This window comes from Micromonospora arida (genome assembly GCF_042873195.1).
GTDB classification, from domain to species: Bacteria; Actinomycetota; Actinomycetes; order Mycobacteriales; family Micromonosporaceae; genus Micromonospora; species Micromonospora arida.
Genome location: NZ_JBIALC010000002.1, coordinates 778,708 through 792,120, shown reverse-complemented (window position 1 = coordinate 792,120; position 13,413 = coordinate 778,708). Strand labels below are relative to the sequence as shown.

11 protein-coding genes are annotated in these 13,413 nt (G+C 72.7%); 4 read left to right on the top strand and 7 right to left on the bottom strand.

Features of this window, described 5'->3' with window-relative positions; translation table 11 throughout:
• Window positions 1–134: 134 nt before the first annotated feature.
• From rarD to eccE, 4 genes are all read right to left on the bottom strand, one after another.
• Window positions 135–1,061, bottom strand: coding sequence for an EamA family transporter RarD (gene rarD / locus ACFYP0_RS10350; protein WP_386995375.1), 927 nt, complete (start codon window positions 1,059–1,061; stop codon window positions 135–137).
• Window positions 1,058–1,555, bottom strand: coding sequence for a GNAT family N-acetyltransferase (locus tag ACFYP0_RS10345; RefSeq protein WP_386995373.1), 498 nt, complete (start codon window positions 1,553–1,555; stop codon window positions 1,058–1,060). Before ACFYP0_RS10345 ends, rarD begins: the two co-directional genes overlap by 4 nt.
• A gap of 128 nt (window positions 1,556–1,683) precedes the next feature.
• Entirely contained in the window at window positions 1,684–2,070 is a 387-nt protein-coding gene (locus ACFYP0_RS10340) for a phage holin family protein (protein WP_091395522.1), read from the bottom strand.
• A gap of 61 nt (window positions 2,071–2,131) precedes the next feature.
• Window positions 2,132–4,093: a type VII secretion protein EccE gene (gene eccE, locus ACFYP0_RS10335; protein ID WP_386995371.1), complete on the bottom strand. Its 1,962-nt coding sequence runs from the start codon at window positions 4,091–4,093 to the stop codon at window positions 2,132–2,134.
• 290 nt (window positions 4,094–4,383) lie between these two features.
• Between eccE and ACFYP0_RS10330 the strand changes: the two genes are divergently transcribed.
• A complete protein-coding gene (locus ACFYP0_RS10330; protein ID WP_091395516.1) occupies window positions 4,384–4,704 on the top strand; it encodes a WXG100 family type VII secretion target in 321 nt (106 codons plus the stop codon).
• A gap of 21 nt (window positions 4,705–4,725) precedes the next feature.
• Entirely contained in the window at window positions 4,726–5,019 is a 294-nt protein-coding gene (locus ACFYP0_RS10325; protein ID WP_112585712.1) for a WXG100 family type VII secretion target, read from the top strand.
• 106 nt (window positions 5,020–5,125) lie between these two features.
• On the opposite strand, the gene mycP is transcribed toward ACFYP0_RS10325, so the two are convergent.
• A complete protein-coding gene (gene mycP, locus ACFYP0_RS10320; RefSeq protein ID WP_386995369.1) occupies window positions 5,126–6,349 on the bottom strand; it encodes a type VII secretion-associated serine protease mycosin in 1,224 nt (407 codons plus the stop codon).
• 152 nt (window positions 6,350–6,501) lie between these two features.
• Here mycP and ACFYP0_RS10315 point away from each other — a divergent pair, with 152 nt between their 5' ends.
• Both ACFYP0_RS10315 and ACFYP0_RS10310 read left to right on the top strand, forming a co-directional pair.
• Entirely contained in the window at window positions 6,502–9,360 is a 2,859-nt protein-coding gene (locus ACFYP0_RS10315; RefSeq protein WP_386995367.1) for an SseB family protein, read from the top strand.
• Window positions 9,357–9,722, top strand: coding sequence for a hypothetical protein (locus tag ACFYP0_RS10310; protein WP_030334177.1), 366 nt, complete (start codon window positions 9,357–9,359; stop codon window positions 9,720–9,722). The genes ACFYP0_RS10315 and ACFYP0_RS10310 overlap by 4 nt, the downstream gene beginning before the upstream one ends.
• Window positions 9,723–9,726: 4 nt before the next feature.
• On the opposite strand, the gene ACFYP0_RS10305 is transcribed toward ACFYP0_RS10310, so the two are convergent.
• Together ACFYP0_RS10305 and ACFYP0_RS10300 are read right to left on the bottom strand one after the other, a co-directional pair.
• Window positions 9,727–10,659, bottom strand: coding sequence for an alpha/beta fold hydrolase (locus ACFYP0_RS10305; protein ID WP_386995364.1), 933 nt, complete (start codon window positions 10,657–10,659; stop codon window positions 9,727–9,729).
• Window positions 10,660–10,870: 211 nt separating this feature from the next.
• Window positions 10,871–13,324, bottom strand: a complete 2,454-nt coding sequence (locus ACFYP0_RS10300; protein ID WP_386995514.1) for an immune inhibitor A domain-containing protein — start codon at window positions 13,322–13,324, stop codon at window positions 10,871–10,873.
• Window positions 13,325–13,413: the final 89 nt, after the last annotated feature.

Here is a 13,413-nt window from a genome sequence, read left to right as displayed (position 1 = left end):
CCCGCCCCCGCCCCCACCCCCGCCCTCCGCGATCTTGCAGTTTCTGTTGTCGATATGCCCTCGATGCCCCCTTATGGGAGGGCAGAAAGTGCAAGATCGCGGGGGCGGGGTGGGGCGGGGCGGGGTGGGTGGGGTTAGGGGGTTGGGAGGGGGGTTGGTTGGGGAGCTGGTTGGTGGGTGCGGCGGGTGCGGCGGGAGGTTCGGACGGCGTCGGCGGTGAAGACGATCAGGGCCAGCCAGACCAGCGCGAAGCCGGCCAGCCGGGCTGGCGGCATCGGCTCGTGGAAGATCAGCACCCCGCAGCCGAGCTGAAGGATCGGCGCCAGGTACTGGACCATGCCGAGGCTGCTCAGGGGCAGTCGGTTGGCCGCCCCGGCGAACAGCAGCAGTGGAATCGCCGTGGCCGCGCCGGCCAGCACCAGCAGCGCTGTGTGCCCGGCCGAGACGTGCCCGAAGGTCAGGTCCGCCTTCGCCATCAGCCAGCCCAGGTAGCCCAGCGCCGGCAACGCCAGCACCGCCGACTCGACGAAGAGCCCCTCCGCCGCCGGCAGCCCGAGCCGCTTCTTCACCAGGCCGTAGCCGGCGAAGCTGAACGCCAGGGTCAACGCCAGCCAGGGCAGCCGGCCGTAGTCCACGGTGAGCACCGCGACCGCCGACGCGCCGATCCCCAGCGCCACCCACTGCGCCGGGCGTAGCCGCTCCCGCAGCACCGTCACGCCGAGCAGCACCACGACCAGCGGGTTGATGAAGTAGCCGAGCGCGGTCTCCACCACCCGGTCGGAGTTGACCCCGTAGATGTAGGTGCCCCAGTTGACAGCGATCAGCGCGGCGGCGGCGACGATCCCCGCCACCGCCCAGGGGCGGCGCAGCAGCGCCCGCAGGAAGCCGACGTTGCGCAGCGCCGCCAGCAGCAGGGCCACGAAGAGCACCGACCAGACGATGCGGTGGGCCAGGATCTCCAGCGGGCCGGCGGGTCTCAGCAGCTTCAGGTAGAGCGGAAAGAAACCCCAGAGCAGGTACGCGCCGAGGCCGTAGAGGTATCCCAGGCGGAGTGGCGTCACGCCTCCACCGTAAGGGGCGTAGTGCTGCTTTGTTCCTTTCCGGTGATCGGGGTCACCGGCGGGCGCCGGTCCAGCTGCATCCACCGTTGCGGCGCGTCCAGCGGGGTGAAGCCCACCCCCGCGTACACCTGGTGGGCGTCGCTGGTGCAGAGCAGGATCCGGCGTACGCCCAGCTCGTCCAGGTGGTCGCGGACCGCGCCGGCCAGCCACCCACCCAGCCCGCGACCCCGGGCGGCGCGGTCGACGTACACGTCGCAGAGCCAGGCGAAGGTGGCACCGTCCGTGACGACCCGGGCCACCGCGACCTGGCGGCCGTCCTCCGGCCGGTAGATGCCGAACGGCAGTGAGCCGGCGAACGACCGCTCGGTGGTCTCCCGGTCTCGTCCGAGCGCCCAGTACGCGTCGGTGGACAACCAGTGGTGCACCAGGTCCAGGTCGATCCGCGCCGGATCGGTGCTGAGCAGGTGGCCGTCGGAATACGTCAGCGAGAACATGCCGCGACGCTAACCGCCGAGATGGGCGGTCCGGCCGCCAAATTCCCGAACTCTGGTCATCGGCCGACCGGGGCCCCGGCCGAGGTCGGAGCCCCGGACGGACCGGGTCGGTGCTGGCTGGTCGGTGGTCAGTCCCGATCGAGGACGGCGCCGAGGATCCAGGTCACGATGCTCACGAAGAGAGCGCCGAGCACGGCTGCCGGCCAGAAACCGTCCACCGAGAACGGCAGCCCGGCCTGGTCGGCGATCCAACTGGTGAGCAGGAAGAGCAGCCCGTTCACCACCAGGGCGATGAGACCCAGGGTCAGCAGGTAGAAGCCACAACCGACGGTCTTGATGATCGGCTGGAGAACCGCATTGACCACGCCGAAGATCACCGCCACCAGGAGCAGCGTGGTCACCGTCTCGGTGGCCGAGTTCGAATCCAGAGAGATGCCCGGGATGAGGAGCGTGGCCAGCCAGAAAGCCAGAGCTGTGCTGGCCAGCCGAATCAGCAGACCTTTCAGAAAACCCATGGCGGGGATCGTGCCACGGACACCGCACCGGCGTAACCCGCCGGCTGGCCGTCCCGGTGGATCAGCCGCGCGTCGGCGGTCCGATCAGTTGCGCCTCGATCGGAGTGGGGGAGAGCAGTGCCCAGCGCAGCGCCCGACGGTTGACCACGGCGACCATGTCCTCCCGGATCCGGGTCAGCCACTCGGCCGAGCCACCCAGCCCCAGTGCGGCTCCGGCCAGAGTGGCCTCGGCGGCGGTCAGCGGCTGGAGCAACGCCAGGTCGGCGCGGCTCAACGCGTCCATATCGGCCGGGGTCAGCTCGTCGCGTACCACCAGGGTGGCCCGCCACGGCGGGCCCGGCGCGGCCTCGGCCGCCACCGGCCCGGCGTCGACGATCAGCAGCAACGGACGCAGCGCGGTGCCCACCCCGTCGGCGACCGCCCGACCGGGAGGGAGCAACGGGATCGTGCCGCCCGGCGCGCCAACCCCTCGGATGAACGGCTCCCAGGCGCGTGGCCGGGCGGTCTGCACCACCACCAGCGCGCCGAGTGCCAGGGCGCGCAGGGCCACCAGCTGGGCTGCCCGTACCCCGCCGACCAGCAGCACGCGGGTGCTCTCCGGCCGGAACAGTCGTACGGTGACGGCTCGGCCGTGCCGGTTGGTGCCGACCATCATTCCCGCGTCGCCCAGAGACAGCTCCCAGTCGTCGACCGCCGGGGCGGGTCGCGCTCCGGGCGCCGGTGGGCGGGGTTGCGCCCCGGGTGCCGTCAGCGCCAACGGCAGCGTGGCGGCCAGCCCGCTCAGGTGGGCGCCGTCGAGTCGTCGCAGCTTGCCGCCCAGGTCGGTGACCAGGCGGACCAGCGCCTCGGTAGCCGCCGCCAACTCGGCCGCCGTCCCGGCGGCCAGGCGTACGGTCAGCTCGGTCGGCACTCCGCCGGCCGCCGGCGGACCCGACGACGTCGACATCGTCGGCGCCGGGCCGGAGCAGATCGACACCGTCGTGGCCGTCGCCGGCAGCGCGAGCAGGCGGGGCACCAGCCGGCGTCCAGCCCCAGCACCGGCGTCGGGCCAGTGGAGCAGACGGAAGGTGGCCTGGACGAGAGTCCCGGACCGGATCGCCGGCCAGGACTCCCGGACCGGTTCGCCGTCGTGGTGGGCCAGCTCGCCCAGGACGCGCAGCGCTGCCGGCACCCCGAGCGGCCGCGCGGCCAACGGCCCGAGCCGGCGGACGATCCGGCGGACCGTGCCGGCGAGCACCCGGCGCAGGTCCTCCTCGGACCAACCGTTCACCCGCAGCACCCGGACCGCCACCACCGCCCGCTCGCGCCCGGCGAGCCGCCCGTCGGTGAGCTGCCGGTACGAGGTGCCGACCGTGCCACCGGCGCCCGGCACCGGTGCCGGCGCACCGGCGAGCAGCAGTTGGACCAGCAGCGGGGGCTGGTCCGGCCCGGTCGGGGGGAGCAACGCGGCCGGGGCGGGGATCGCCTGGGACACGTCGCCCAGCAGGTCGCCGGGGTCGCCGAGCTCCAGGAGCGCGACCATGCCGGTGGTGTCCTTTAGGACGGCCGCCGGCCCGCCGGTCAACTCGGTCGAGCGGACCACCGTGCCCGGGGCGACCAGGTCGAGCAGTTCGGCCGCACCGGCCGGCCCGGTCAACGCCCGCCGGCGGGTGAGGTGCCCGATGGCGGTGCCCAGCCACTCGAACAGCCACCGCCCCCGCACCGGCACCCAGGCGGCGGCCACCAGCAGCAGGGCCACCAGTGCGGCCGACGCGACGACCGGTGCGGGCCGGCCGAGGGCGACGAGCACGAGCGCCGCCGCGACCTGCGCGGTGACCAGTTGGCCGGCTCGCGCTCCGGCAGCCGCACGACGGCCGTGTGCGACCCAGCGGGCCACCGGCGACCGGCGACGGGGGGTGCGCTGATCGACCGACCCCGGGCCGCGGTCGGTGGGCCGGTCCGGCCCGCCCACCCGTGAGGAGGCACCTGCCTCGGACCCGACCGGGATCGGCGGGTGCGGCCCTCCGGTGGTGATCGCCGGCACCGTGCCTCCTCGACCAGTGGGGACCGGGGCGGGCGGCCGGCCGCCTTCCGGCGGCCCGTCACGCGCCGCGACGTGGCTGCGGCACATCGTAAGCGACCGATGGCCGCCTCGGTTGTCCACAGGGGAAGCCGGTGGGGTAGCAGAACGGCTACGAGGTCGCTACCGTCAGCCACGAAGTCAGTCGCTGACCCGTGTCTCAGTGCTCGACGACCGGGCCAAGCGACGACGCGTCGCCCCGAGGTGGGCGCGTCGACGGCCAGGTGCGATCCGAGAGACGAGGTGACGTCCGGATGTCCCAAACCAAGGCAGAAGCAGCGGTGATGCAGCAGACTGCCGCGAAGTTCGAGCAGGTGGACCAGTCGTTGCAGTCCATGCTGACCGGCCTGCTGGCCGAGCTGGAGGTGTTGCAGCAGGCCTGGCGTGGCGCTGGTGGCCGGTCGTTCGAGCAGGTCAAGCAGCAGTGGTCACAGGACCAGGCAGCGCTGCACCGCGCGCTGCGCGAAACCGCCGGTGCGATCCGCACCGCCGGTCGGCAGTACCACGCGTCCGACGACGAGGTGGCCAGCCGGGTGGCCGGCACCAACCGCGGCGGCATCCAGTTGCCGCTCTGATCCCGCTGGGGAGGGAATCCGATGGACCATGGTGTGCTGGTCGTCAACTTCGCCGCGCTGCAGCAGGCCGGCGCTGACATTCAGAAGGCGTTGAACACCCTCGACGCGCAGCTCGGCCAACTCGAACGCGACGCCGCCCCGCTGGTGGCGAGCTGGACGGGCGAGGCGCGGCAGGCCTACGAGCAGCGGCAGGCGCGGTGGCGTTCGGCCTCGCAGGACCTGCAGGGGATGCTGCGTGACATCAGGTTGGCGGTGAACGACTCCGCCACCGACTACCTGGACACCGAGAAGAAGAACACCGGGCTGTTCCAGTGAGCGACGTGGGCCGGGAGCGCTGACCGTGTCCGGGTCAGCGCCCCGCCCGCAGCCGGTCGGCGATCTGGGCCGTGCGCGGGCGGGCTCAGGCCATGCGCGGGCGGGCTCAGGCCGGGCCGGCCGGTCGCCAGCGTCGATGGGCGCCTCGGGGCATCATCAGGGCGAGCAGCGCCACGGTGACCGCCGTGATGCCGGCCACCGCGCCGACCAGCAGGGCTCGGTCCCGTGCGGCGGCCCGGCGGGCCTGGTGGGCGAGCTGCGCCGGGTCGGCCCGATCGTCGGCGAGCGCGGCCACCGGCCGCGCGCCGCCCGCACGGCCGCCGCTGGTCTCGGTGACCGCCCGGTAGGGGTTCAACACCCCAGCGCCGTATGCGCCGCCCCGGCCCGCGCCCGGAGCCGGATCGGCGGTGGCGATGATCCGCTCCGCCACCTGGGCGGCGGTCAGCTCCGGCCGGTACTCCCGCAGCAACGCGGCGGTGGCGGCCACGAAGGGCGCCGCGTAACTGGTGCCTTCGACCCGATGGTGGCCGGCACCGGGTGCGGCGGTCAGCACCTCGCTGCCCGGGGCCACGAGATCGACGTACGGGCCGGTCTGCGAGAACGTCGCCCGCCCGCCGTCCGCCCCGATCGCGCCCACGCCGAGCACCCCGTCGTAGCCGGCGGGGAACGGTCGGGGGTCCCCGCTGCCGTGCAGGTTGCCGGCAGCGGCCACCAGCACCACGTCCCGGTCGACCGCGTACCGCACGGCCGAACGGACCTCCGGGTCGTCCGCGTACAGCACCACGGACAGGTTCACCACGTCGGCGTCATGGTCGACGGCCCACCGGATGGCCCGGGCGAACTCGTCGGCGCTGACCGTACGCCCCGACTCCCGCCCCTGCACCACCTGCTGCTCACTCACCCGCACCGGCAGGATCCGGGCACCCGGTGCCAGGCCGCGGAAGGCGACGTCGGGCCGGGGTGCCGCGACGATGATGCTCGCCACACCGGTCCCGTGCCCGGCGCAGTCCCGACCGCCGTCCCCGCCGGGGTCGAGCAGGTCGGTGCCGGCCAGCACCCGCCCAGCCAGCTGCGGGTGCGCCCGGTCCACCCCGGAGTCGACCACCGCGACGGTCACCCCGGCGCCGGTGGCCAGCGGTGCGAGCCGCGCGGGGTCGTACCGTTGCTGTGGCCAGGGCTTGGCCGCGACCGGCCGGACGGGGGCGAGTGGGGTCGAGCAGGCCGGTGCCGCCCGGAGCCCGGCGGTGGCGGCGACGGTCGGAAGGGCCGGTACGGTCAACAGGCTGGCGGCCAGACCTGCGAGGACCGGGCGCGTGATCGATCGGGACATCGACACCCTCCGTATCGTGTCGGCTCCGGAACGGGATGTTATCCCCTCCTCCGCGCCCTGGCAGGCCGCCGCCGGCCTGCCATTGTGATCTTGGTACCACCTTGTAGGTTGTACGCGATACCTGTGGCCTGTTCTCGGAAGGGGAGGTGGCCGTGACCGCATGGGAGCCGGCCACGGAGGCCGAGGTGGCGATGCGCGACGCGCTGCGCGCCAACGACCAGGAGCTCTACTTCCGGCTCCTGTCCCGCACCGATGTGCTGCTGCCGGTCTCCGCGCCGACGCAGCCCGGCCAGCCGCCCGCCGGATGGGGCACCTGGACCACCGGCGGCCGGACCCACGTCCTGGCCTTCACCTCCGCCGCCGCCCTGCGGGCCTGCCTCGGCGATCACGCCGGCGGCAACCGACGCATCCCCTTCGCCGATCTCGCGGCCAGCTGGCCCAACCACGAGTGGTGGCTCGCCGTCAATCCGGGTCTGCCGGTCGAGGGCTACCTGCCGGCCTGGTTCGTGTCGCAGCTCTCCCGAGGCGACGTGCGACTGCCCGGTCGTGCCATGGGTGCCCGCGCTCGCCTGGAGCGTGCCGAGACGTTGGCCCGTACCCGGCCCGGCGTGCCGCCGCGGGACGCCGCGCCAGCCGCTGGACCGCCTCCGGTGACGGGGGCGGCCTCGTCCGGGCCCGAGAGTTCTCCGCTCGCACCCCGAAGGCCCGCGCGGAGCCCGGCCCCTCGGGTGGGTGCCCTGCCGGTGCCGGGTCCGGCGCCCCGGCCACCCGTCCCCGCTGAGCCGCCGCGCCGAGGCGGCGAGGAGGACCTGCCCGCCGCCGGTCAGCGGCACCCGACCGAGCCGCCCCGGCCCGCCCCGGGCAACGGAGCGCTGCCCCGCACCGGCCGGCCGTCCCGGTTCACCCCGTTGGCGACCGCCGGCCCCACCACCGACCAGGCCGGGCCGGGCGCGGGCTGGCCGGCGCCGACCCGGCCGGGCGACGTCGACGGCCCCGCCCCGGGTAACGGCAACGGTGGCCCCCAGGCCGCGCCTCGGCGTTCCTTCTTCGACCCCAGTCCGGCCCGCGACCCGGCTCCGAGCGGGGGACGTCCCGGTGACCGGGCGGCCCCGCCGACCCGGTTCGGGCGAGGCAGTCAGCCATTCCCTCGCCGCCGCCCGGCCGACGCGCCGGCCGACGACGCCGCGACGCGGGCCTTTCCGATGGCGGCGGACCCGGCAGCCACCCAGCCGATACGACGGCCGGAGGGCGGCCTCGGCGCGTCCCGCGCGGTGGACTCGCAGCCATCAGGCGAGGAGATCACCCAGCCCCTGCCGCCGCGCCGGCACAACCCGCTGGCTGAGGAGCCCACCCGCGCGTTCCGGATAGCCGGTGAGCCTCCCCTGGCCGGTGCGCCTGGTCGGCCATCGGCGGAGGAGACGCAGGCGATCCACCAGGACCGTCCGGGCCGGTTCGAGCCGGCGGAGGAGCTACCGGTTTCCGTCGCGGAACCGGTCTCCGGGCCGCCCGCACCCCGCCGCGGCTTCACGCCCATCGTCATCGAGGGCACCATCATCGAGTCCCGCGACCTCACCGACCCGGTCGAGAGCAGCGCGCCCGTCGACGCGCCCCGGCGGCCCAGCCCTGCCGCCGCCCCGCCGCCGCCGTTCGGCTCGACGCCCTCCGGTCCGGGCCTGTTCGGTCCGTCTTCGCCCAGCCCCACCGGGGCCGCCGCGTCACCACCGTTCGGCCCGGCGCCCTCCGATCCGGGCGTATTCAAGGCGTCCCCCAGCCCCGCTGAGACCGCCCCGCCACCGGTCGACCCGTCGTCCGCCAGCCCCAGTCCATTCGCACCCCCGTCCTTCAGCGCCGATCAGCCCGCTCCGAGCCCGTCCATCCCGCAGCCTGTGATTCCGGCGGAGTCCGGCGCTGTCGGCGGTGGCCTGGGCAACCTGGGGGTCGACGCCCCGCTCAGTGACGATCGCTCCGACAGCGAGGCCTCGTCGGGAAGCCCGGCCGGCGACGACCTCTACCCGCCTGCCGACGAGCCGGCGCCGGTCGAGTTCGAGCCGGCCAACACGGTCGAGGAGGACCTGCTCAGCGCCGCCGGCTCGGGCAGCACCGACACGTTCCTGTCCACCCTGCTGCTGGCCCGGGTGCTACTGCCGGCGGCACCGGACTCGGTGCGGGGAAGCCGCCCCGGGGATCCCGGCTTCGTCTGGCGTACCGGGCAGCTCGACGGCGAGACGTACGTGGTGGTCTACACGTCGTCGGAGCGCCTCGCCGACCATGTCGACGGGGACGTCGACACGGTCCGGGTGAAGTTCGCCCAACTGATCCGGCGCTGGCCCGACGAGGACTGGTCGTTCGCCGTCAACCCGGGTACGCCGGTGGGTGCCAAGTTGCCCGGCGAGCAGATCGTCGCGTTGGCCAACTGGGCCGCCGAGGTGGGGCTCGGGGACGACCTGGAAGTGGACCAGGTGGAAGCGCCGGCCGTGGCCGAACCCGCCGCCCGTCCCCGGTACGCCCCCGCGGCGGTCGACCCGACCCGGCCGACGGTCATGCAGAAGGCGATCGCGCCCAGCCAGCTCGCGTACTACCTGGATCGTGGGTACGACCGGGTGTCCGGGTTCGTGCACCGTGCCGGTGAGCTGTCCCACCTGACCACACCGGCTCAGCTGCACGAGGCGCTGGGCCTCAGTTACCCCGGCTCGCCGTTCGCCCCGGACGCCGAGGAGATCTACGTGCTGCGCTGGCCGGCGCACCGGCCGAGCCTCTACCGCATCCCGTACGGCGGTCAGAACGAGCCGGCGATGCGGGCCATGGAGGGCTGGGTCATCGAACGTCCGCCGTTCCGGGGCAACGGCTTCGCCCCGAGTGAGAGCAGCGACGTGGTGGCGGAGTTCAAGGTGGACAGCGCACGGCTGCCGCACGGCGCCCAACTCTGGCGCATCGGCGCGGACGGCAGCGAGCGGGTGGTCGCCGAGCTGGACACCGACTCGGTCACCTGGCGACGGGTCGGGGAGGCGTGATGCGCGACGGTTACGTGGCCCGTTGGCAGGGCCGGGAATACCAGGCCAGCCCGGACGGCGACGACATCCGCCTCTACCAGCCCGAGCCGGGCGAGGGCTTCGAGGAGGTCCGCGCGGGCCGCTACGTCCGGGTGCTGCCAGCGAGCGAGATCGAGGATTTGGCGTACGTGCGGACCACCTGCACCTGGAAGGGGCAGCCGTTCATCGTGCTCGGGGAGCACGACGCCTGGCTGCGGGTGGAGTACACCGGTGGTCGCTGGCCGGTTGCCGAGGCGATGCGGCTGGAGGTCTTCGACTTCGGCGTCTACCAGGGTTGGGCGCCGGCCGCCGAGGTCACCGACCTGCGGGAGCAGCGGGTCTGACCGGTCAGGTCTTCGCCCACCGGAGGATTTCGCCGAGCACCAGCTCCGGTGCTTCCAGGTGCGGGAAGTGCCCCACCCCGTCGAGCAGTCGCCACTCGTACGGGGCGACGACGTACCGGCCGGAACCCAGCGCGGTGCGGGGCAGGGAGGCGGTGTCCAGGGCGCCGTGCAGTTGCAGGGTCGGAGTGGACAGCGGCTTCTGCATCAGGCGGACGAACCGGTAGCCGTGCAGTCGCAGCAGCGAGCGGAACGCCCACCGGTAACCCTCCAGCGCGCAGAACGCGGCCTGCGGGATGCACATCGCCTCCCGGCACCGTTCGGCGTACGCCTCGAAGTCCGGCCCGGCCACCCACTGTGGGCCGCCCCAGCGGCGCATGATTTCGCCGACGGCCGCAGCGCCATCGCGGGTCAGGACGTGCTCGTAGCGGGGTAGCTGGAACTTCAACGCCGGGGTGGAGGCGGTGAACTGCCCGCGCGGGTCGGCGAAGATGGCGGCGCGCAGTCGCAGCGGGTGCGGTGCCCCCAGCACGACGAGCCGGCGGACCAGGGACGGGTGGAACGAGGCCACCGTCCAGGCCACCATGCCACCGAGGCCGCTGCCGACGATCGTCGCGGATCGTTCACCGAGCGCGCGGATCAGCCCGGCGATGTCGGCGGCGAGGGTGTAGCCGTCGTACCCCCGGGGTGGTTTGTCGCTGGCGCCGTAGCCGCGCAGGTCGACGGCGACCGCCCGGAAGCCGGCGTCGGCGACCGCCGGCAGCATCTGGTGCCAGGCCCACCAGTGCTCCGGGAAGCCGTGCAGGAAGAGCACCATGGGCCCGGTGCCGGCCTCGACCACGTGGAACCGGCTGCCGTTGGCGCCGATGAAACGGTGCGTCCACGGCCCCTCGGTGAGGACACAGGACTCGTCGACGGCCCCGCCGCGCTGGTCGGTCATGGCAGACAGCCTAGGACCCGGTTGCCGCAGGCGACCCTGGCGGTCGCGTTGAACAGGGGAAAGCCCCGGGTTGCCCCGGACCAGGACCCGGGGGCACCGGGTCGATTGTCAGTGGAGAAAGCCGGTCCGGGACATCCGGGGGTGGCGCACAAAGCGCGACGCCCGGGCAGATGACCTGCCCGGGCGTCGCTGGTTGGTGCGGGATCAGTGGTCAGCTGACCCGGATCTTCATCGAGGTGCCGTCCTGCTCCAGAACCTTGATCTTGACACCGGCTGCGGGGAGCTTGACGCCGTGGTTCGGCAGCTCCTCGTAGAAGTACTTCTTGGTGTCGTCGAACAGCGGCTCAGCGGCCTGGCCACGGATGTACTGCGGCTGGCTGTTGAGGTGCAGGGTGAACGAGTCCGCCTTGTTCAGGCTGAACGGTGCGTCGTACATCTGGATGCGGGCCCGCCACGGAGCCCCGGTCAGGTTGTAGATCGGGCGCGGGTGCGCGTCGATGTACAGGTTGCGACCCTCGCCCGGGTGACCACCCGGGTTGGACGTCGACACCGGGGCGGTGTTGTTGTCGGAGAAGCGGGTGTTCCAGTACGAGATGAGCAGGCCCTCCTGGTACGCGTAGTGGTCCACCCAGTCCGGGCGGGTGTTCGCGTAGCCGAAGAAGTACGGGCCGGTCTTCAGGTACTTGTCGTACGAGACGTACGACCGGTTGCCGGCGATGTAGTAGTTGTCGAACAGCCGGGTGTAGGTCGCCCCGACCACCTGGAACTTGTCCAACGTCCAACCGGCGGCGGTCTCGGCGCCGTCGCTGAACACCGTCTGACCGTCGGCGGTCACGGTGATCGCGTCACCGAAGAAGCCGCCCTCGGAGACGCCACCGTCGGTGACGTAGTGCAGGCGAACCTGGGCCACCTTGCCGGCGACCGAGGTCAGCGGGATGTTGATGTCCGCCCAGGCGCCCCTGCTGGTGCCGGCGAGGGCCGGACGCCCCGCGCCGTCGACGCCGATCGGCGTGCCGTTGGCAGTGCCGTCCAGGTCGATCCAGGTCTTACCGCCGTCAGTGGACGCCTCGAAGTAGAGGTAGTCGTAGCCGGCCTCGATGCTGTACTTGCCCTTGAGCGACATCGCCGCTGCGGACTTGCCGGTGAGGTCGAACGTCCTCGTCATCTTGCTGTCGAGGTCGTCCTCATTGCCGGAGAAGTACTGCTTGGCGCCCTCGAACGGCGCGCCGTAGTTGAAGGTGTACTCCCGCTGCGGGAGCACGACCACGGCGGCCTGAGCCTTGTCCGAGTTGTACTCCTGCGGGCCGAGCTCCAGCGAGCGCTTCTGCCCCGCCACGATCACCTCGTAGTCGAGCCAACCGAGCTGGAGCTTGTTCCACGCGCCGAGGTCGCCGCCCCGGTCGCCGATGCCGACGTCGTTCTTGGCGCCGAGCCGGCTCTGGGCCATCAGGGTCCAGTGCTCGTTGCTGTTGTCCGCCGGGCCGTAGTCGTCCGGCAGGCCCAGGTCGTGGCCGTACTCGTGGTAGAAGACGCTGCGGCCACCGTTTTCCGGCTGGATCGTGTAGTCGCGGATCCAGACGCCGGTGTTGCCGATCTGGGTGCCGCCGATCGGGAAGTTCGGCGGGCCGACGGGCGAGCTGTTGAACGCCGACCAGCGGTGGCTCCAGATCGCGTCCTCGCCCTGCTGCGGGTCACCGTCGGCCTGGTCGCCGCCGGAGTGGACGATCTGGAAGTGGTCGATGTAGCCGTCCGACTCGTTGAAGTCGCCGTCGCCGTCGAAGTCGAACCGGTCCCACTGGTCGAAGGACTTCATCTCGGTGGCGATCTGGGCGTCCGTCCGACCCTTGGCCTTCTGGTCGGCGACCCACTGGTTGGCGGCGTCGGCGATCAGGTTCCAGGTGTTCGAGCAGACGTTGTCGGCGCAGACGGCCCGGTCATCCTGCGGGTTCGGCTCCTCGCCGGGCTCCGGGTCCGGGATCGGGTCGTCGGAGCGACCGTAGCGGGCCTCGTTGTACCGGACCTTGACCCAGTCGGTCACCTCACCGTCGACGGTGTAGCGACCCGAGGACTGGGCCTCGTAGTACTGCTTGAGCGACTCGTCGCCCGGGTTGGTGCCGAAGTACAGCTGGCGGAAGTGCTCCGGGCTGAAGTCCGGCTGCCAGATGGTGGAGTTGTCCACGGCCCGGTTGGGCTCGGGGATCTTGTTGTGCAGCGGACCCTCGAACGTTGCCGGTCCGGCGATGTTCGGGTTCATGTCCTTGTCCGGGTAGGACGGGTGCCGCTCGTCCCCGAACTCGGCCAGGATCACGAAGATCTTGTCGGTCCGCTCGCGCTTGAGCTCGACGTACTGGTCCTTGGTCTGCTTGGCGCCAGCGGTGGTGCGGGCGTTGGCGCCCGTCCCGGCCGCCTTGCCGACCTCGCCGACCTTGACGACCGTGCTTCCGTTGCGCTCGATCGGCTTGCTCCGACCGCTCAGCACGTCGCTGAGCCCCTGCTCACGCAGTGCGCGGCGCTTCTCCTCGAGCTTGTCGGGGAGTTCATCCTTCAGCGCCTGTGGTTCGGCAGCGGCCGGTGCTGCGGCCGGCAGTTTGGGCTGAGGCGCCGCCGAGGCGGACGGGCCGAAAGCCAGGCCTGTCGCCGTCAGTGAGAGCCCGAGCAGACCCACTGCGACTTTGCGCACGTGGTACCTCCGGTGTGAGGGAACCGGCCCAACGGGGGTACGGGCCGGTGGGAGATCGATCCCACTAGTGGGAC

Excerpts from the sequence above, each read along its gene's own strand:
- ACFYP0_RS10345 (WP_386995373.1), bottom strand. The coding sequence starts at position 1,555 with ATGTTCTCGCTGACGTATTCCGACGGCCACCTGCTCAGCACCGATCCG.
- ACFYP0_RS10340 (WP_091395522.1), bottom strand. The coding sequence starts at position 2,070 with ATGGGTTTTCTGAAAGGTCTGCTGATTCGGCTGGCCAGCACAGCTCTG.
- ACFYP0_RS10330 (WP_091395516.1), top strand. The coding sequence starts at position 4,384 with ATGTCCCAAACCAAGGCAGAAGCAGCGGTGATGCAGCAGACTGCCGCG.
- ACFYP0_RS10325 (WP_112585712.1), top strand. The coding sequence starts at position 4,726 with ATGGACCATGGTGTGCTGGTCGTCAACTTCGCCGCGCTGCAGCAGGCC.
- mycP (WP_386995369.1), bottom strand. The coding sequence starts at position 6,349 with ATGTCCCGATCGATCACGCGCCCGGTCCTCGCAGGTCTGGCCGCCAGC.
- ACFYP0_RS10305 (WP_386995364.1), bottom strand. The coding sequence starts at position 10,659 with ATGACCGACCAGCGCGGCGGGGCCGTCGACGAGTCCTGTGTCCTCACC.